This window comes from Variovorax sp. 01N425 (assembly GCF_056399465.1).
In genome coordinates this window covers 39,512-57,033 of the sequence record NZ_JBFTRJ010000020.1, presented here as the reverse complement: position 1 = coordinate 57,033, position 17,522 = coordinate 39,512, and the positions used below count along the sequence as shown (strand labels likewise).

The 17,522-nt window shown below is 69.1% G+C and carries 17 protein-coding genes; 7 read left to right on the top strand and 10 right to left on the bottom strand.

Going from position 1 to position 17,522, the window contains the following annotated elements; translation table 11 throughout:
• Positions 1–93: 93 nt before the first annotated feature.
• Both ompR and AC1DSC_RS28345 read left to right on the top strand, forming a co-directional pair.
• The gene (gene ompR / locus AC1DSC_RS28350) at positions 94–825 is read left to right on the top strand and encodes an osmolarity response regulator transcription factor OmpR (protein ID WP_012747691.1); all 732 of its coding nucleotides are present in this window, start codon (positions 94–96) and stop codon (positions 823–825) included.
• A 76-nt stretch (positions 826–901) separates the two neighbouring features.
• Positions 902–2,317 carry a sensor histidine kinase gene (locus AC1DSC_RS28345; protein ID WP_012747690.1) on the top strand — a complete coding sequence of 472 codons (1,416 nt, stop codon included), beginning with the start codon at positions 902–904 and terminating at the stop codon, positions 2,315–2,317.
• Between the two features lie 5 nt (positions 2,318–2,322).
• On the opposite strand, the gene ispF is transcribed toward AC1DSC_RS28345, so the two are convergent.
• Together ispF and ispD are read right to left on the bottom strand one after the other, a co-directional pair.
• Complete coding sequence (gene ispF / locus AC1DSC_RS28340) at positions 2,323–2,817, bottom strand: 2-C-methyl-D-erythritol 2,4-cyclodiphosphate synthase (protein WP_012747689.1); 495 nt, start codon at positions 2,815–2,817, stop codon at positions 2,323–2,325.
• On the bottom strand, positions 2,814–3,527 hold the full coding sequence (gene ispD, locus AC1DSC_RS28335; RefSeq protein ID WP_026284068.1) for a 2-C-methyl-D-erythritol 4-phosphate cytidylyltransferase: 714 nt from the start codon (positions 3,525–3,527) through the stop codon (positions 2,814–2,816). Before ispD ends, ispF begins: the two co-directional genes overlap by 4 nt.
• A gap of 115 nt (positions 3,528–3,642) precedes the next feature.
• Here ispD and mfd point away from each other — a divergent pair, with 115 nt between their 5' ends.
• From mfd to AC1DSC_RS28320, 3 genes are all read left to right on the top strand, one after another.
• The gene (gene mfd / locus AC1DSC_RS28330; RefSeq protein ID WP_012747687.1) at positions 3,643–7,140 is read left to right on the top strand and encodes a transcription-repair coupling factor; all 3,498 of its coding nucleotides are present in this window, start codon (positions 3,643–3,645) and stop codon (positions 7,138–7,140) included.
• Complete coding sequence (serB, locus tag AC1DSC_RS28325) at positions 7,137–7,850, top strand: phosphoserine phosphatase SerB (RefSeq protein ID WP_012747686.1); 714 nt, start codon at positions 7,137–7,139, stop codon at positions 7,848–7,850. The genes mfd and serB overlap by 4 nt, the downstream gene beginning before the upstream one ends.
• Before the next feature lie 283 nt (positions 7,851–8,133).
• The gene (locus AC1DSC_RS28320; RefSeq protein WP_369664463.1) at positions 8,134–9,201 is read left to right on the top strand and encodes an Ldh family oxidoreductase; all 1,068 of its coding nucleotides are present in this window, start codon (positions 8,134–8,136) and stop codon (positions 9,199–9,201) included.
• 9 nt (positions 9,202–9,210) lie between these two features.
• Here AC1DSC_RS28320 and AC1DSC_RS28315 read toward each other — a convergent pair whose 3' ends face one another.
• Positions 9,211–9,537 carry a DUF6172 family protein gene (locus tag AC1DSC_RS28315; protein ID WP_012747683.1) on the bottom strand — a complete coding sequence of 109 codons (327 nt, stop codon included), beginning with the start codon at positions 9,535–9,537 and terminating at the stop codon, positions 9,211–9,213.
• Positions 9,538–9,600: 63 nt separating this feature from the next.
• On the opposite strand from AC1DSC_RS28315, the gene AC1DSC_RS28310 reads away from it, so the two are divergent.
• Positions 9,601–9,828, top strand: a complete 228-nt coding sequence (locus AC1DSC_RS28310) for a hypothetical protein (RefSeq protein ID WP_012747682.1) — start codon at positions 9,601–9,603, stop codon at positions 9,826–9,828.
• 10 nt (positions 9,829–9,838) lie between these two features.
• Here the strand turns inward: AC1DSC_RS28310 and AC1DSC_RS28305 are convergent, their stop codons facing one another.
• Positions 9,839–11,026: an aminotransferase-like domain-containing protein gene (locus AC1DSC_RS28305; protein WP_012747681.1), complete on the bottom strand. Its 1,188-nt coding sequence runs from the start codon at positions 11,024–11,026 to the stop codon at positions 9,839–9,841.
• Between the two features lie 106 nt (positions 11,027–11,132).
• Here AC1DSC_RS28305 and nth point away from each other — a divergent pair, with 106 nt between their 5' ends.
• Positions 11,133–11,780 (top strand): endonuclease III, encoded by a 648-nt coding sequence (gene nth, locus AC1DSC_RS28300; RefSeq protein WP_012747680.1) that lies wholly within the window; start codon positions 11,133–11,135, stop codon positions 11,778–11,780.
• A gap of 29 nt (positions 11,781–11,809) precedes the next feature.
• On the opposite strand, the gene AC1DSC_RS28295 is transcribed toward nth, so the two are convergent.
• The 6 genes from AC1DSC_RS28295 to AC1DSC_RS28270 are packed head-to-tail and all read right to left on the bottom strand — an operon-like array spanning position 11,810 to position 17,516.
• Positions 11,810–12,706: an SDR family NAD(P)-dependent oxidoreductase gene (locus AC1DSC_RS28295; protein WP_012747679.1), complete on the bottom strand. Its 897-nt coding sequence runs from the start codon at positions 12,704–12,706 to the stop codon at positions 11,810–11,812.
• 48 nt (positions 12,707–12,754) lie between these two features.
• Positions 12,755–13,639: a helix-turn-helix domain-containing protein gene (locus AC1DSC_RS28290; RefSeq protein WP_307595357.1), complete on the bottom strand. Its 885-nt coding sequence runs from the start codon at positions 13,637–13,639 to the stop codon at positions 12,755–12,757.
• 44 nt (positions 13,640–13,683) lie between these two features.
• Positions 13,684–14,235, bottom strand: coding sequence for a histidine phosphatase family protein (locus tag AC1DSC_RS28285; protein ID WP_012747677.1), 552 nt, complete (start codon positions 14,233–14,235; stop codon positions 13,684–13,686).
• Positions 14,232–15,026, bottom strand: a complete 795-nt coding sequence (locus tag AC1DSC_RS28280) for an adenosylcobinamide-GDP ribazoletransferase (RefSeq protein ID WP_012747676.1) — start codon at positions 15,024–15,026, stop codon at positions 14,232–14,234. Before AC1DSC_RS28280 ends, AC1DSC_RS28285 begins: the two co-directional genes overlap by 4 nt.
• A gap of 4 nt (positions 15,027–15,030) precedes the next feature.
• Positions 15,031–16,080: a nicotinate-nucleotide--dimethylbenzimidazole phosphoribosyltransferase gene (gene cobT, locus AC1DSC_RS28275; RefSeq protein WP_369664462.1), complete on the bottom strand. Its 1,050-nt coding sequence runs from the start codon at positions 16,078–16,080 to the stop codon at positions 15,031–15,033.
• Positions 16,077–17,516: a cobyric acid synthase gene (locus AC1DSC_RS28270; RefSeq protein WP_012747674.1), complete on the bottom strand. Its 1,440-nt coding sequence runs from the start codon at positions 17,514–17,516 to the stop codon at positions 16,077–16,079. Before AC1DSC_RS28270 ends, cobT begins: the two co-directional genes overlap by 4 nt.
• Positions 17,517–17,522: the final 6 nt, after the last annotated feature.

The window sequence follows — 17,522 nt, the reverse complement described above, 5'->3', positions numbered from 1 at the left end:
TTTGTAACTTAGTGTCAAACCATAAGTAAAACCGGCTCAACGGGGGCTCAACGCCTTCAGAATCGGCGCTGTTACAAATTCAACGTTGTAGAAATGACTCAAGTTCCCGCCCGCACTGACAAGATCGTGATCGTCGACGACGACGCCCGCATCCGCGACCTGCTTCGCCGCTACCTGACCCAGGAAGGTTTCGAAGTGATCGTGGCCGAGGACGGCAAGGCGCTCAACCGCATCCTGTTGCGCGACACGGTCGACCTGATCGTGCTCGACCTGATGATGCCCGGCGAAGACGGCCTGTCGGTCTGCCGCCGCCTGCGTGCCGCCAACGACCGCACGCCGATCATCATGCTCACCGCCAAGGGCGAGGACGTCGACCGCATCGTCGGCCTCGAGGTCGGCGCGGACGACTACCTGGGCAAGCCGTTCAACCCCCGCGAACTGCTGGCGCGCGTGCATGCGGTGCTGCGCCGCCGTCCGCCACTCGAAGCGCCCGGCGCCCCTTCCACCGAGAACGAGACCGTCACCTTCGGGCCCTTTGCCTTCGACCTGGGTTCGCGCACGCTCAAGAAGGACGGCGAGGAACTCTCCCTGACCACCGGCGAATTCGCGATGCTGAAGGCGCTGGTGCGCCATCCACGCCAGCCGCTGTCGCGCGAGAAGCTGGCCCAACTGGCCCGCGGCCGCGAGTTCGAGCCCTTCGACCGCAGCCTCGACGTGCAGATCTCGCGCCTGCGCAAGCTGGTCGAGGCCGATGCGGCGGCGCCCCGCTACATCCAGACCGTGTGGGGCGTGGGCTACGTGTTCGTGCCGGACGGCACGGCCTGAACGACACCCTGAGGTGGCCATCGGCCTGCAATCCGCCAGACCCAGCCCAGCCCAGGAGGACGGCGCGCAGGTCACCATGCCAAGCCCCCTGGAGGGCAGCGGCCAGCGTGACCGGCGACCGGGCCTGAAGCTCGGCTTCAGCCTTTTCTGGCGCACATTCTTCCTGCTCGCGCTGCTGCTGATCGGCTGTACGGTCGCCTGGCTGCAGACCTTCCGCTCGCTCGAATACGAGCCGCGCGCCATCCAGACGGCACACCAGATCGCCTCGCTCGTGAACCTCACGCGCGCGGCGCTGGTGTATTCGGATGCGATCACGCGGGTGTCGCTGATCAAGACGCTGGCCGACCAGGAGGGCGTGCGCATCCTGCCGCGCGAGCCCAACGACCGCTTCCAGCCCTACACCAGCGGCGCGCTCGACCAGCGCGTGACCGAGGAGCTGATCGACCAGCTCGGCGAAGGCACCACGGTGGCCAGCCGCGTCAACGACGAGCCGGGCCTGTGGATCGGCTTCACCATCGAGAGCGACACCTACTGGCTGCTGCTCGACCCGACCCGCTTCAGCCGCGTGGGCGGACGCACCTGGCTGGTCTGGCTCAGCACCGCCATGGCGCTGTCGCTGGCCGGCGCGGCGCTGATCACGCGGCTCATCAACCTGCCGCTCAAGCAGCTGTCGCGCGCCACCATGCAGGTGCGCGAAGGCGAATACGAGGCGCACCGGCTCGACGAGAGCGCCCGCACCAACGAGATCCGCGCGGTCAACATCGGCTTCAACCGCATGGCCGACCAGCTCGCCAAGATCGAGCAGGACCGCGCCATCATGCTGGCCGGCATCTCGCACGACCTGCGCACGCCGCTCGCGCGGCTGCGGCTCGAAACCGAGATGAGCGTGTCCGACGAGGACGCGCGCGACCACATGGCGGCCGACATCGCCCAGCTCGACGCCATCATCGACAAGTTCCTCGACTACGCGCGCCCCGACCATGTCGACCCCAAGCCCGTGCTGCTGCGCGACGTGGTCGATGCCTGCACCTACGCCGTGCAGGACTACGAAGAAATGAACATCCGCGTCGACGTGCCGCCCGACCTGCGCGTGCTGGGCGACGAGGTCGAGCTCACGCGCGTGATCTCCAACCTGGTGGAGAACGCGCGGCGCTACGGCAAGACACCCTCCACCGGCATTGCCGACGTGGTGATCCAGGCGCAATCGAACAACGACGCGGTGCTGATCAAGGTGCGCGACCACGGCGCGGGCGTCGAGCCCGCCCTGCTCTCGCAGCTGACCAAGCCCTTCTTCCGCGGCGACGTGGCGCGCACCTCCGCGGCCGGCGCCGGGCTCGGCCTGTCGATCGTGGCAAAGAACATCGAGCGCATGGGCGGCACCTTTGCGCTCACCAGCACGCCCGGGCGCGGCCTGGCGGCGCACATCCGCATGCCGCGCGCCATGCCCGAGCCGAGGCCGGCGGCGGAAGCGCAGCAGGGCCGGCGGGCCTGAGTCGATCAGCCCTGGCGGTGCAGCAGCACCACCGCGCGCGCTTCCATCGCGCGGCCTTCGCCGACCGGGCCGAGCTTTTCGGCCGTCTTGGCCTTCACGTTGACCTGCTCGGGCGCGAGGCCCAGCACCTGGGCGATGCGCCGGCACATGGCCGGGATGTGCGGCGCCAGCTTGGGCGCCTGCGCAATCACCGTGCTGTCGACGTTGCCGATCTCCCAGCCCGCAGCGCGCACGCGGCGTGCCGCTTCGCCGAGCAGCACGGCCGAATCGGCGCCGCGAAACTGCGCGTCGGTGTCGGGAAAATGCCGGCCGATGTCGCCCAGGCCCGCCGCACCGAACAAGGCGTCGGTGATGGCATGCAGCAGCACGTCGGCATCCGAATGCCCCAGCAGGCCGGTGGTGTGCGGAACCTCCACGCCGCCGAGAATCAGCTTGCGTCCCGCCACCAGCTGGTGAACGTCCCAGCCCTCGCCCACGCGGAGGTTGAACGCGGCCGTCATGCGATGGCCTTTCGGCGGCCGAGCAGCACCGCCTCGGCCAGGGCGAAGTCCTCGGGAAAGGTCACCTTGAAGTTCTGCGCGCTGCCCGGCACCAGCAAGGGCGACAGGCCGATGGCCTCGATGGCGCCGGCCTCGTCGGTCACCGCGTCGCCCGCCCGCTCCAGCGCATCGAGCAGCATGCCGATGCGGAACATCTGCGGCGTCTGGGCCAGCCACTTGTCGGCCCGCGAAAGAGTCTGGGAGACGCGGCTGTCGGCCGAGGAGGCCTTCAGCGTGTCGGCCAGCCGCTGCGCCAGCAGCCCGCCGACGGCGTCGTGCTCGCAGGCCGCGATCAGCGCCTCGATCTGGCTCGAGGTGACGAGGCAGCGCGCCGCATCGTGCACCAGCACCCAGTCATGCGCCCCGGCACCCTTCTGGCGCAGCGCCGCGAGACCGTTGCGCACCGTGGCGGCGCGCGTGACGCCCCCCACGCGCAGCAGGAATTCGTTGTCGGCCGGAAAGCGCGGCAGCGCCGTCTGCACCTCGCGGTCGTCCGGCGACACCACCACCGCCAGCCCGGCAAAGCGCCCCGCCAGCGCGCGGAACGCAGCCACCGTGTGGGCCACCATCGACGATCCCGCCAGCCGCTGGTATTGCTTGGGCTGGGCGCCACCTGCACGGTGGCCGAAGCCGGCGCAGGGAATCAGCACGAAAAATCGGGAAGAAGACATGGGGTGCGGCACGGCCGGCGGCCGGCAAGCGGATAAAGGGCCGCCATTCTAGAATCGACCGTCTCATACACCCCTCGCCCTCAGCGCGGGGTGTTCTGCATTTTCTAAGCGTTCCATGGACCTCCCCCACCTCACGGCGGGCAAGCGATTCACGCTGCCGCGTCCTCCTTTGTCGGCCGATGCGCTGCTGCTGGCGCAGCTGGGCATGCGCGAGAAGGCCGCGGGCCGCGCCACCGCGATGTTCACGGCCGACGCCAACGACGCGCAGCGGCTGATCGACGAGATCGCCTTCTTCGCGCCCGAGCTGCGCTGCGCCCTGTTCCCCGACTGGGAAACGCTGCCCTACGACAGCTTTTCCCCGCACCAGGACCTGATCAGCGAGCGCCTGGCCACGCTCTGGCGCATCAGCCAGAAAGAGGCCGACGTGGTGCTGGTGCCCGCCACCACCGCGCTCTACCGGCTCGCGCCGCCGGCCTTCCTGGCCGGCTACACCTTCCACTTCAAGGCCAAGCAGAAGCTCGAGGAATCCAAGCTCAAGGCCCAGCTCACGCTGGCCGGCTACAGCCACGTGACACAGGTGGTGAGCCCGGGCGAATACGCGGTGCGCGGCGGCCTGATCGACCTCTTTCCGATGGGCTCGCTGGTGCCGTTTCGCGTCGACCTGTTCGACGACGAGATCGACTCGATCCGCACCTTCGACCCCGACACCCAGCGCAGCCTCTATCCGGTGCCCGAGGTGCGGCTGCTGCCCGGCCGCGAGTTCCCGATGGACGACGACGCCCGCGCGCGCTTCCGCAGCCGCTGGCGCGAACTGCTCGAAGGCGACCCGACCAAGAGCCGCATCTACAAGGACATGGGCAACGGCGTGGCCACCGCCGGCATCGAGTACTACCTGCCGCTGTTCTTCGACGAGACGGCCACGGTGTTCGACTACCTGGGTGCGGACGCCACCGTGGTGCTGCACGGCGACCTGGAGCCCGCGTTCCAGCATTTCTGGCAGGACACGAGCGAGCGCTACCGCCTGGTGCGCGGCGACCCCGAACGCCCGGCGCTGCCGCCCGAGGCGCTGTTCCTGAGTGCCGAGCAGTTCTACCAGCGCGCCAAGCCGCATGCGCAGCTCGCGATCCGCGGAAACGCGGGCGGCGGAGACATTGCTGCCGAGACGCCCTACGCCGAGTTCGACAGGCTGCCGCCCTTTGCCGTGGTGCGCGGCGCGGAGGACCCGCTGGTCGGCCTCAAGGCCCATATCAAGGCCACGCCGCACCGCGTGCTGCTGATCGCCGAAAGCGAAGGCCGGCGCGAAAGCCTGCTCGACTTCCTGCGCGCCAGCGGCGTGAGCCCGCCGGCCTTCGATTCGCTGGCCGAGTTCGAAGCCTCGGCCGACGAGAAGATCGGCATCGCCACCGCCGCGCTCGCCTCGGGCTTTGCCTGGCGCGAGCAGGGCATCGACTTCGTCACCGAGACCGAGCTCTTCGCCACCGCGCCCACCACGCGCCGGCGCAACAAGAAGCAGGAACAGGTCAGCGACGTCGAGGCGCTGATCAAGGACCTGTCCGAGCTCAACGTGGGCGACCCGGTGGTCCACACCGCGCACGGCATCGGACGCTACCGCGGCCTGATCCACATGGACCTGGGCCAGGGCACCGATGCCGAAGGCAAGCCGCTCTTGCAGGAAATGCTGCACCTGGAGTACGCCGACAAGGCGACGCTCTACGTGCCGGTCTCGCAGCTGCACCAGATCAGCCGCTACACCGGCGTCAGCGCCGACGAGGCGCCGCTGCACAAGCTGGGCTCCGGCCAGTGGGAAAAGGCCAAGCGCAAGGCCGCCGAGCAGGTGCGCGACTCGGCCGCCGAGCTGCTCAACATCTACGCCCGCCGCGCCGCGCGGCAGGGCCATGCCTTCCGCTACTCGGCCGCCGACTACGAAGTGTTCGCCAACGACTTCGGCTTCCAGGAAACCGCCGACCAGAAGGCCGCGATCCACGCCGTGGTGCAGGACATGATCTCGCCCCAGCCGATGGACCGCCTGGTCTGCGGCGACGTGGGCTTCGGCAAGACCGAGGTGGCGCTGCGCGCCGCCTTCATCGCGATCACCGGCGGCAAGCAGGTGGCCTTCCTCGCGCCTACCACGCTCCTGGCCGAGCAGCACTACCAGACGCTGGTCGACCGCTTCGCCAAGTGGCCGGTCAAGGTGGCCGAGATGAGCCGCTTCCGCTCGGCCAAGGAGATCACCGCGGCGGCCAAGGGCCTGGCCGAAGGCACGGTCGACATCGTGGTCGGCACGCACAAGCTGCTCTCGCAGTCGGTCAAGTTCAAGAACCTGGGCCTGCTCATCATCGACGAGGAGCACCGCTTCGGCGTGCGCCACAAGGAGGCGATGAAGGCCATGCGCGCCGAGGTCGACGTGCTCACGCTCACCGCCACGCCGATTCCGCGCACGCTGGGCATGGCGCTCGAGGGCTTGCGCGACCTGAGCGTGATCGCGACCGCGCCGCAGCGGCGCCTCGCCATCAAGACCTTCGTGCGCAACGAGGGCACGGGCGTGATCCGCGAAGCCGTGCTGCGCGAACTGAAGCGCGGCGGGCAGGTGTACTTCCTGCACAACGAGGTCGAGACCATCGAGAACCGGCGCCAAAAGCTCGAGGAGATATTGCCCGAGGCCCGCATCGCCGTGGCCCACGGCCAGATGCCCGAGCGCGAGCTCGAGCGCGTGATGCGCGACTTCGTGGCGCAGCGCTACAACCTCCTGCTGTGCTCGACCATCATCGAGACCGGCATCGACGTGCCGACCGCCAACACCATCGTGATGAGCCGCGCCGACAAGTTCGGCCTCGCGCAGCTGCACCAGCTGCGCGGCCGTGTCGGGCGCTCGCACCACCAGGCCTATGCCTACCTGATGGTGCCGGACACCGAGGGCCTGACCAAGCAGGCGGCGCAGCGGCTCGACGCCATCCAGCAGATGGAAGAACTGGGTTCGGGCTTCTATCTTGCGATGCACGACCTGGAGATCCGCGGCACGGGCGAAGTGCTGGGCGAGAACCAGAGCGGCAACATGATGGAGATCGGCTTCCAGCTCTACAACGAGATGCTGAGCGAGGCGGTGCGCGCGCTCAAGGCCGGGCAGGAGCCCGACCTGCTCGCGCCGCTGTCGGTCACCACCGAGATCAATTTGCACGCCCCCGCCCTCTTGCCCGACGACTACTGCGGCGACGTGCACCTGCGCCTGTCGTTCTACAAGAAGCTGGCCACCGCGAAGACGCCCGAGCAGATCGACACCTTGCTCGAAGAAATCGTCGACCGCTTCGGCAAGCTGCCGCCGCAGGCGCAGACGCTGATCGACACGCACCGGCTGCGCGTGCTCGCACGGCCGTACGGCGTGGTGAAGGTGGATGCGGCGCCGGGCGTGATCCACATCACGTTCAAGAAGGATCCGCCGGTCGACTCGATGGCCATCATCCACCTGATCCAGAAGAACAAGCACATCAAGCTCGCGGGCAACGAGAAGCTGCGCATCGAGCGCGAGCTGAAGGAGCCCAAGGAGCGTGCGCAAATGGTGCGCGACGTGCTGCGCAGCCTCGGACAACCGATCGTCAAGGAACCCGCCCCCGCATGAGCGCAATCACAGAAATCTCCCCCGGCCTCGTCATCCAGCGCATGAAGCCGCCGCTGAAGCTGGCCGACTTCAAGCTGATCGCGTTCGACATGGACTCGACGCTGATCAACATCGAATGCATCGACGAAATCGCCGACGCGGTCGGCAAGAAAGCCGAGGTGGCCGCGATCACCGAAGCCACGATGCGCGGCGAGATCAAGGACTTCAAGGAAAGCCTGCGGCGGCGCGTGGCGCTGCTCAAGGGCGTGCCGGTCGAGGCGCTGCAGCAGGTCTACGACGAGCGGCTGAAGCTCAATCCGGGCGCGGCGGAACTGGTGGCGGCCTGCAAGGCGGCCGGGCTCAAGGTGCTGCTGGTGTCGGGCGGCTTCACCTTCTTTGCGAACCGCGTGAAGGACCGCCTGGGCATTGACTTCGCACGCTCCAACCTGCTCGACGAGGCCGATGGCAAGCTCACCGGCCAGGTGGTGCAGCAAAGCTGGGGCGACATCTGCGACGGCGCCGAGAAGCGCCGCACGCTGCTCGAGGTTGCATCCCTGCTGGGCATTTCTCCGCAGGAAGCCATTGCCGTGGGCGATGGCGCGAACGACCTGCCGATGATGGGCGAAGCCGGCCTCTCCGTGGCCTACCACGCCAAGCCGAAGGTGCGCGAGCAGGCCATGGTGGCGATCAACGAAGGCGGGCTTGAGCGGCTGTTGGAGCTTCTGGAGTGACTCTTTGCCTCGCGTTGTGCTTGACGTGATTTGTTCAGGGCGCTGGTTGATCAGCGGCACACCGGCAGCGTGCCCTGGTGCACAGGGCATCGGGTGCTCCCCGCAGCGAAATCAAGGAGGAGGCCGAAGGCCGGGGGACATTCGCGGAGGGGAGTACCCGGTGGCCTGTGCACGCGCCCTGAACAAGAGCGCCCTGAACAACAGCGCCCTGAAACAAAACCACCCGAACCAGCACACAAATCACAAGCACCCCTCGCAGCAATCAGCTTGATGGAGACATGACATGACCGACACCACCGCCCCCCTCTACCGCGCCGAGGCGCTCAAGGATTACGCCGGCGCCCTGCTGCAGAAGGCCGGCCTCGCCGCTCCGATGGCCGACAGCGTCGCCCGCACCCTCGTCGAAGGCGACCTGCTGGGCCACGACACGCACGGTCTCGCGCTGCTGGCCGGCTACGTGAAGGAACTCGAGTCCGGCGGCATGACGCGGGAAGGCGCGCCCGAGGTGCTGTCGGACCGCCCGGCCGCCGTGCTCTGGGACGGCAAGCGCCTGCCCGGCCCCTGGCTCATGGACCAGGGCATGGACCTGCTGGTTCCGCGCGCCCGCGAACTCGGCACCGCCTCGCTCGTGATCCGCCGCAGCCACCACATCGCCTGCCTCGCCGTCTACATGCTGCGCGCGCTCGAGGAAGACATGCTGATGCTGCTCGCCTGCTCCGACCCCAACACCGCCAGCGTCGCGCCCTTCGGCGGCACGCAGGCGGTGTTCACGCCGAATCCGCTGGCCATGGGCTTTCCGCTCTCGCAAGGCGGCGTGATGGTCGACATCTCGGCCTCCATCACCACCAACGGCATGAGCAACCGCAAGCGCGCCGCCGGCGAAACCTTTGCGGAGGAATGGCTGATCGACGCCGCCGGCAAGCCGTCGAACAACCCGCAGGTGCTGTTCGACCAGCCGCCCGGCACGCTGCTGCCCGTGGGCGGATTGAGCCATGGGCACAAGGGCTACGGCATGGCGCTGCTGGTCGAGACGCTGACCGCCGGCCTCGCGGGCCATGGCCGCGCCGACCCGCCCGAAGGCTGGGGCGCGACGGTGCACGTCACGCTGCACGATCTGCATGCCTTTGGCGGCAAGGAAGCTTTCCTGCGCCAGATGGACCATGTGGCTGCGCAGTGCCGCAACAACAGGCCGATCGATCCGGCAAGGCCCGTGCGGATGCCAGGCGAAGGCGGCTTGAAGCGCCGCGATGCGCAGTCGAAGAACGGGGTGCGCCTGCACCCGTCGATCGCGCGGTCGCTGCAGGATGCGGAGCAGCGCCACGGCCTGCGCCTTGCGCAGGCGCTGCTCTGAGATAGCTGGCTAGATTTCTTCGGGCGGCTCTTCTTGCGCCGGCTCCCCGGCTGCGCGCGGCTTGCGCTTGCCGGGCTTGGCGACGACCTCGACGTAGAACTGCTTGCCGCCTTCCTTGGCGATGCCGTCGATCAGGCCCGTGATGGCCGACAGGTGCACGGCCTCGGCGGTTTCTTCGGAGGTGCCGAACCTGCAGTCGAAGTCCCAGAAGTCTGCGCCTTCGGGCAGGACGCGGCGCCGCTCGCGCTTGATGTACTTGCGGATCTCGTGCTTGATGGCTTCGAGGAGTCGGTCGGGGTGCTTGCCCTCGACCTGAAGCTGAAAGGTTTTTCTCATGGTCGATCCTAACCCGCGGCCTGTGTACAGTCGGCGGTGGTTCAAACGAAAGCAGGTGAAGACATGGCGCGCGCAAACGACTGGGCAAGCAAGGTGATGGCATTGGTCAACGGCGGCAACGCATCGGCGGCCATCGCGCAGATCAAGGTCGCACCCTCGGTCAAGGACCTGAAGGCGCTGCAGACCATCATGACGCTATCGAAAATGAAAGGCCGCTATCCGAACGTGGATGCGGCCATTGCGGACAACCTCGCGCTGCTGGCGGCGCCGCGCCTGCACCGCTCGCCCTGAGTCGGGAGGCCTACAGGGCCTGGCCCAGGCGCTTCACGCCCTCTTCGATCTTGGCCACGTCGGCCGTCGCAAAGCTCAGGCGCAGCGTTGCGACATCGGGCTTCTCCGCAAAGAACGGCGCTCCGGGCACGAAGGCCACGAGCTTCTCGATGGCCCGCTTGGCCAATTCGTTGGCATCGGCCAGCTTGCCGTTGGCGCCCGTGAGGCGGGCCCAGAAGAACAGGCCGCCCTGCGGCTGCGTGAAGCTCACCGCATCGCCCAGTTCGCGCTCGAGCGCCGCGCCCATGGCCTGCGCGCGCTGCCCGTAGACCTCGCGCACATGCGCCAGCGTGGCCGGCATGCGGCCGCTCTTGAGGTACTGCGCGGCCGTGGCCTGCGAGAAGGTGCTGGTGTGCGCATCGCTGAACTGCTTGCACATCGTGGCCTTGGCGAGCAGTTCGGCCGGCGCGATCATCCAGCCGATGCGCAGGCCCGGGCTCAGCACCTTGCTCAGGCTGCCGCAGTGCGCGAGCAGCTCGCGGCTGCCCGGCACGTCCTTGGCCAAAGCCAGGATCGAAGGCGGCGGCGCTTCGCCGAAGTAGAGGTCGCCGTAGGGGTCGTCCTCGACGATCAGCGTCTGGTACTTGACCGCCAGCTCGAGCACCTTCTTGCGGCGCTCCAGACTCAGCATGGCGCCGCTCGGGTTGCCGAAGGTGGGAATCAGGTAGACGAACTTGGGCTTGTGCTCGGCGATGAGCTTTTCGAGCTCGTCGGTCTTCACGCCGTTGGCGTCGATGGGCGCGCTGATGAGCTGCGCGCCGTAGAGGCGGAAGCACTGGATGGTGGCCAGGAAGGTCGGGCCCTCGACGATCACCTTGTCGCCGGGCGAGATCATGGTCTTGCCGAGCAGGTCGAGCGCCTGCTGGCTGCCGGTGGTGACGATCAGGCCGCTCGGGTCCACGTCGACGCCCTTGGTCTTCATGAAGGCAGAAAGCTGCGTGCGCAGCGGCTCGTAGCCTTCGGTGGCGCCGTACTGCAGCGCGCCGCCGGGCTCCTCGGTCAGCGCCTTCTGGCTCGCCTCCTTCAGGCCCTCCACGTCGAACATGGCGCTGTCGGGGAAGCCGCCCGCAAAGCTGATGATGCCGGGCTTGCCCAGCAGCTTGAAGAGTTCGCGGATGGCGGAGGTTTCGACGTTGTCGAGGCGGGAAGCGAATTGCATGGGAAGTCTCACTTTCTGGGTCGCTATTGTGGCGAAAGTGCGGCGGCGTGCGCCGCGGTCGGCTTTGGGCCGCGGGCGATATATTGGGCGCCTTGCCCGGAACCCCATGAAAAAAGACAACATCCCCCTCTTCTTCGCCACCCTGCAGGCGGCCAACCCCACCCCCGAAACCGAGCTCGAATACGCCACGCCATTCGAACTGCTGGCCGCCGTGCTGCTCTCGGCGCAGGCGACCGACGTGGGCGTGAACAAGGCCACGCGCAAGCTGTTTCCGGTGGCGAACACGCCGCAGGCGATCCTCAGGCTGGGCGTGGAGGGCCTGGAGGACTACATCAAGACCATCGGGCTGTACCGCAGCAAGGCCAAGCACCTGATCGAGACCTGCCGCATCCTGGTGGAAAAGCACGGCGGCGAAGTGCCCCGTACGCGCGCCGAGCTCGAGGCGCTGCCGGGCGTCGGCCGCAAGACCGCCAACGTGGTGCTCAACGTGGCGTTCGGCGAAGCGACGATCGCGGTCGACACGCACATCTTCCGCGTCAGCAACCGCACCGGGCTCGCGCCGGGCAAGACGCCGCTCGAAGTGGAGCTCAAGCTGGAGAAACGCGTGCCGTTCGAATTCCGGCTGCATGCGCACCACTGGCTCATCCTGCATGGGCGCTACATCTGCGTGGCACGCACGCCGAAGTGCTGGGAATGCGCGGTGGCACCCTTTTGCGACTACAAGCCGAAGACGCCGCGGCCCAAGTCGGCCTGAGGCCGTACTGAGCCCGGCCTGTTCCCCAGCTACAGCTCGAATGCCTCGACCTGCCGGCCGTCGATGTCGGTGAAGCCGTATTCGCGCGCCAGGTCGGCCACGCGATGCACGCCGCCGCTTTTCTCGAGCACCCGCGCATCGCCCGCGAGCGCAGCCACCGCGCGGCCGAGATAGCGCGGCGACTCGGTCCGCGCCAAGGCCGGGTGCTCGCGCCAATGCGCCTCGTCGGTCTTGTGGGCCGCCAGCACGAACTCGGTGCGCATCCAGCCCGGCGACACGGCCAGCGAAGCGACGCCGTCCGGACGAAGCTCCTGCGCCATGCCGAAGGCCAGCCGGGTCATGGCCGATTTGGCGAGGTCGTAGAACAGGTTCCCGCGCAGGTAGTTGCCGCGGTCCCAGAAGGTGGTGGTCACGATCAGCCCGCTCTTTTGCGCCACCATCAGCGGCGCGGCGAAGCGGCTGGCCAGCAGGTGATTGCGCACGCCGCGGTCGAACATCGAGTCCCAGTTGGAAAGCGGATGCTCCCAGAACGGCGCCTCGAAGACGCCGGTGAAAGTTTCGTGGCCGCCCCAGGCGTTGTTGACCAGCAGGTCCACGCGGCCTTGCTCGCGCTGCACCTGCGCAAAGAGCTGCTTCACCTCGTCTTCCTGCGTGTGGTCGCAGCGCACCGCGATGCCGCGTCCGCCCAGCCGTGTGACCTCGTCGGCGGTTTCGTCGATGCTGCCCGGCAGGGCTTCGAGCTCCGAGAGCGCGAGCAGCTGGCCATAGGTATTTGCCGGCTGCCCGCGCGTGCTTCGCCCGGTGACGTACACGGTGGCGCCCGCGGCGCCCAGTTCCAGCGCAATGCCGCGGCCGGCGCCGCGGCTCGCTCCGGTCACCACGGCCACGCGGCCCTTCAGTTGTCGCTCCCTGCATTCAGCTGGCATCGTCCTGTCCTTTCGTTGCGAGTGAGAGACGACGACGGTAAGGCCGCGTCAATCCGCCGTCTTGGAAGAACCCGAAATCGCGCGACCCAGAAACTCCGTCGGCGTGAGGCCGCAAAGCGCCTGGAACTCGTTGATGAGGTGCGATTGGTCATAGAAGCCGCCATCCAGCGCAAGGCTGGCCCAGGCGGGCTCGCGCTGCAGGCGCAAGGCGCGCACGCAGGCATGCAGCCGCGCGAGCCGGCTCCAGGCCCGCGGCGACAGGCCCACCTGCTGCCGAAAGACCTGTTGCAGCCGCCGCTCGCCAAGCCCGACGGCCTGCGCCACCTCGCGCAGCGGACGCCGTCCGCCCGACGTGGCGATGAGTTGCGCCGCGCGCATGGCCGCCACGTGGACGGCGCCGTCGCCATCGGCCAGCCGGCGCTGCAGGGCCGCGCACAGCACCGACACGCGCGACGCGTCGTCCGGCTGCAGCGCGATGCGCTCCAGCAGTTCGGCACCACGGCCGCGCCACAGTTCGTCCAGGTGCACGGCAGTGCCTGCGATCTCGCTGGCCGGCCTTCCGAGCAGCGCCGCGGCCGCGCCGGGGCGCAGGGTCACCGACAGCCCTTCCATCTTCCGGCAGAGGCGCACGAGGGCCGGCGCCGCCGACGCGCCGATGGCCTCGACCGCATGTCCGGCGCTCTCGCCCGCCGAGGGCGCATCGCCCAGGTTGAAGACCAGCCGCACCGCCCCATCGGGCAGCACGCGCTCCAGCACCTCGCGGCCCTCGGGCAGCGTTTCCCTGTAGAGAAGAATGTGCGCAACGTGCATCCGCAGCGGCTCGGCGACCGAAAAGGCGCGCAGCGTGTCCGCGGGCATGCCGGCCTCCGGCCCGTGCAAGGGGTCGTCGTCGAGGCGCAGGTACAAGCGTTCGTTCTTGGGCAGTGTCGGCATCGCGTTGGCGGACCGTGGCGCGCGGCAGCGGGTGCCGCCGTGCATCAGCTGCATTCGATCAGCTGGCACGCCCCATAGTCAATGGGCGCCGACGGCCACTGCGCGGCATCGTCGACGCGCCGCACGCCGCGATGCAGCAGCTCCACCGCCCGCATCACGCCCGCATGCGTGACCCACACCGCGTCCTGCCCCGACGCGCGCCATTCATCGAAGGCCGTGCCGATGCGCTGCATGAAGCGGGCCGTGCTTTCGCCATGCCCACCCGGGCACCCTTCGGCGAAATTGCAGGTCCACGCCTCGAACTCGGCGCGGGCAATCGACGACCAGGGCCGGCCTTCCCAGGCGCCGAAATCCATCTCGGCGAGGCGCGGATCGGCGCGCGTGGCAAGGTCCGGACGCAGCCTGCCGATGGTCTGCGCGAGTTCGGCGCAGCGCCGCAGGGGCGAGTGCGCCAGCGCCAGGTCCGCGGGCAGGCGCGAAGCCACCGCATGCGCCACCGCCAGCGTCGCCTCGGCCGGCACGCCCACATCCGTGCGGCCGTAGCAAAGGCCCGGCGCGGCGTCTGTCTGCGCATGGCGCACCAGCCACAGCTTCATGCCTGCCACGCCAGCGCCAGGTAGATGGCGAGCTCGCACAGCTGCTGCGTCGCGCCGAGCCCGTCGCCGGTGAATCCCTGCAGCCGGCGCCGGAACATGCGCGCCATGACCAGCGCCGCCAGGGCGCATGCCACCGCCATGGCGATCGTTCGTGCGGGGCCCTGCGTCGCCAGCATCAGCAGGGCAGCGGGCACCGACCAGAGCACGCCGACCAGCAAGGCACCGCCGCCGATCGCATCGGCCAAGGGCTTGGCCTTGCTCGCGCCGCTGTCGCCCACGTAGGGCAGCCAGCGGATCAGGAACAGCGGCGCCAGGCGCGACAGCACATGCGCGCCGACGATGGCACCGGCCACCGCCTGCGCGCCCTGCCCCGCCATCGACGCGAGCAGCGCGGCCTTGAGGCCGAGCGCCAGCACCAGCGCAATGGCGCCGAAGGCACCGATGCGCGAGTCCTTCATGATCTCGAGCGCGCGGCTGCGGTCGGCCGATCCGCCCAGGCCGTCGGCCACGTCGGCGAGCCCGTCTTCATGAAAGGCGCCGGTCAGCAGCACCGTTGCCGCCATGCTCAGCAGCGCCGCGGCCAGCGCGCCGGCCACGCCGGGCAAACCCTGCAGCGCGAGCACGAAAACAGCTGCGCCCACGCCACCCACGAGCCAGCCCACGCCCGGAAAATGCGCCGCGCTTGCGCGCAGCATCTGCGGGCTGAAGCCGATCCATTCGGCGAGCCGGCCGGTCACCGGTACGCGCGTGAAGAACTGCAGCGCCAGCAGGTAGTGGCGGACACCGTTCATGGGTTCAACTGTCCTTGCGCGACACGCCGGCGGCTTCGAAGCTGGCCATCTCGCGCAGGATGCGGCAAGCCGATTCGAGCAGCGGCCAGGCCAGCGCACCGCCCGAGCCTTCGCCAAGGCGCAGGTCCAGGTTCAGCAAGGGCTCCAGGCCGAGGTGCTTCAGCAGCAGCGCATGCCCGGGTTCCGCCGAGCTGTGCGCGGCCACGCAGCGCTGCGCCACATGCGGCTGCAGCGCCTGCGCCACCAGCACCGCGGCGCTCGCGATGAAGCCATCGATCACGATCACGCGCCGCTCCTGCGCCGCCTGCAGCACCGCGCCGACCAGCGTGGCAATCTCGAAGCCGCCGAACGCCGCGAGTGCATCGAGCGGCTCGCTCGCAGCCGCATGCAGCGCCAGCACGTCGCGCAGCACCTCCCGCTTGCGCGCGAGCCCCGCGGCGTCGAGGCCGGTGCCGGAGCCGGTGCAGCCATCGATGTCCAGCCCCGCGAGGCGCGCCAGCAGCAGCGCTGCGGCCGAGCTGTTGCCGATGCCCATTTCGCCGAGCAGCAAGGCATTGCCCGGCAGCGCGCGCACCACCTCGCGCCCGTTGGCGATGGCTTGCGCGCATTGCTCCGCGGTCATGGCGGGCCCGGCCGACGCATCGGCGGTACCGGCGGCGATCCGGCGCGAGACCAGCCCGGGGCGGGCCTGGAAGTCGCGCCGCACGCCGCAGTCGACCACGGTGAGCGCGAGGCCGTGCTGGCGCGCCAGCACGCTGACGGCCGCGCCGCCGGCCAGGAAGTTCTCGACCATTTGCCAGGTCACGTCGCTCGGAAAGGCCGAGACGCCGCGCGCCGCCAGGCCATGGTCGGCCGCGCACACCAGCATCTGCGGTGCTTCGAGCACCGGCGTTTCACTGCCCAGGACGAGGCCGATCCGCAAGGCCAGGCTCTCGAGCCGGCCGAGCGCGCCGAGCGGCTTGGTCTTGTTGTCGAGCGCGCTTTGCAGGCGCGCCGCAAGAGCGCCGTCATGAATGTCGGAGATGGAAGGAATGGTCTGGTTGCTGTCGGTCATGCGATCAGGCCCTGCAGTACGCCGGCCTCGAAGTGGTTGTCGATGAAATCGGCCAGGCCGTCGAAGGTGGCGTCGAGCGTGGGTGCCGCGGCACCGAAGAGTGCGTGGAGCGCGGCCGCGTCCTCGAACAGGCCGTGCAGATAGAGGCCCAGCACGTTGCCGCGCGCGTTCTGCCAGGCCAGGCCCTCGGGCATCACGGCATGGCCGTCCTGCGCCATCTGGGGGTGGATGGCGGTTTGGCCGTGATGGATTTCGTAGCCCGCCACCGGCACGTTCGAGAGCGACGCCCATGCGCCGCCCAGTTGGCCGAAGACGGCCGCCCGGTGGCGCACGGTCTTTTCGCGCTCGAACACCGTCACCAGCGGCAGCAGGCCCAGGCCGGGCGCATTGCCGTCGATGCCGTGCGGATCGACCAGCGCCTCGCCCAGCATCTGCAGGCCGCCGCAGACGCCCAGCACGGCGCCGCCGCGGGCCGCGTGCGCCGCGATGGCGCGGTCCAGCCCCTGCGCGCGCAGCCACGCGAGATCGCCGCTGGTGTGCTTGGAGCCGGGCAGCACGATCCAGTCGGCGCCGGCCAGCTCCGCCGGCGTGCGCGCCCAGGCCAGGCGGACGCCGGGCACGTTCTTGAGCGGCTGGAATTCGTCGAGGTTGCTGATGCGCGGGTAGGCCACGACCGCAACGGTGCGGGTCACCGCACCGCTCGCATGGCTTCGGTCATCGAACACGCCGTCTTCTTCCGGCAGGCCGTGCTCCCGCCACATCGGCAGCGTGGCGACGGTGGCGATGCCGGTCAGCGCCTGCAGCTGCTGCGGCGCCGGCGCCAGGAGCGAAGCATCTCCGCGGAACTTGTTGAGCACGAAGCCGCGCAGCAGCGCGCGGTCGCTTTCGGGCATCAATGCCCAGGTGCCGTACAGATGCGCGAAGGCGCCACCACGGTCGATGTCGGTCACCAGCAGGCAGCGCGCATCCGCATGGCGGGCCACGCGCAGGTTGACGATGTCGCTGGCCATCAGGTTGATCTCGGCCGGCGAGCCGGCGCCTTCGATCACGACCACGTCGTTCTCGGCACGCAGCGCGTCGAGCGCCTGCGCGATCTGCGGCCACACGCGCTCGCTGCGTCCGCGCCAGGGCATGGCCGTGAGCTCCGCGCTCACCTGCCCCATCAGCACCACCTGGCTGTGGGTGTCGCGCTCGGGCTTGAGCAGCAGCGGGTTCATGCGCACGTCGGGCACGGCACGCGCGGCCAGTGCCTGGAAATACTGCGCGCTGCCGATCTCGCCGCCGCCCACCACGCGGGCGTTGTTGCTCATGTTCTGCGCCTTGAAGGGCGCCACCTTGAGGCCCTGGCGCGCGTACCAGCGGCACAGCGCGGCGGTCAGCCAGCTCTTGCCGGCGCCACTGGTCGTGCCGAGAACCATCACGCATCGGGTTGTCATGCGGCT

Excerpts from the sequence above, each read along its gene's own strand:
- AC1DSC_RS28320 (WP_369664463.1), top strand. The coding sequence starts at position 8,134 with ATGACCGACACCACCGCCCCCCTCTACCGCGCCGAGGCGCTCAAGGAT.
- AC1DSC_RS28295 (WP_012747679.1), bottom strand. The coding sequence starts at position 12,706 with ATGCCAGCTGAATGCAGGGAGCGACAACTGAAGGGCCGCGTGGCCGTG.
- AC1DSC_RS28345 (WP_012747690.1), top strand. The coding sequence starts at position 902 with ATGCCAAGCCCCCTGGAGGGCAGCGGCCAGCGTGACCGGCGACCGGGC.
- AC1DSC_RS28305 (WP_012747681.1), bottom strand. The coding sequence starts at position 11,026 with ATGCAATTCGCTTCCCGCCTCGACAACGTCGAAACCTCCGCCATCCGC.
- nth (WP_012747680.1), top strand. The coding sequence starts at position 11,133 with ATGAAAAAAGACAACATCCCCCTCTTCTTCGCCACCCTGCAGGCGGCC.
- AC1DSC_RS28315 (WP_012747683.1), bottom strand. The coding sequence starts at position 9,537 with ATGAGAAAAACCTTTCAGCTTCAGGTCGAGGGCAAGCACCCCGACCGA.
- ispD (WP_026284068.1), bottom strand. The coding sequence starts at position 3,527 with ATGTCTTCTTCCCGATTTTTCGTGCTGATTCCCTGCGCCGGCTTCGGC.
- AC1DSC_RS28285 (WP_012747677.1), bottom strand. The coding sequence starts at position 14,235 with ATGAAGCTGTGGCTGGTGCGCCATGCGCAGACAGACGCCGCGCCGGGC.
- serB (WP_012747686.1), top strand. The coding sequence starts at position 7,137 with ATGAGCGCAATCACAGAAATCTCCCCCGGCCTCGTCATCCAGCGCATG.
- ispF (WP_012747689.1), bottom strand. The coding sequence starts at position 2,817 with ATGACGGCCGCGTTCAACCTCCGCGTGGGCGAGGGCTGGGACGTTCAC.
- AC1DSC_RS28310 (WP_012747682.1), top strand. The coding sequence starts at position 9,601 with ATGGCGCGCGCAAACGACTGGGCAAGCAAGGTGATGGCATTGGTCAAC.
- AC1DSC_RS28280 (WP_012747676.1), bottom strand. The coding sequence starts at position 15,026 with ATGAACGGTGTCCGCCACTACCTGCTGGCGCTGCAGTTCTTCACGCGC.
- ompR (WP_012747691.1), top strand. The coding sequence starts at position 94 with ATGACTCAAGTTCCCGCCCGCACTGACAAGATCGTGATCGTCGACGAC.
- AC1DSC_RS28290 (WP_307595357.1), bottom strand. The coding sequence starts at position 13,639 with ATGCCGACACTGCCCAAGAACGAACGCTTGTACCTGCGCCTCGACGAC.
- mfd (WP_012747687.1), top strand. The coding sequence starts at position 3,643 with ATGGACCTCCCCCACCTCACGGCGGGCAAGCGATTCACGCTGCCGCGT.
- AC1DSC_RS28270 (WP_012747674.1), bottom strand. The coding sequence starts at position 17,516 with ATGACAACCCGATGCGTGATGGTTCTCGGCACGACCAGTGGCGCCGGC.
- cobT (WP_369664462.1), bottom strand. The coding sequence starts at position 16,080 with ATGACCGACAGCAACCAGACCATTCCTTCCATCTCCGACATTCATGAC.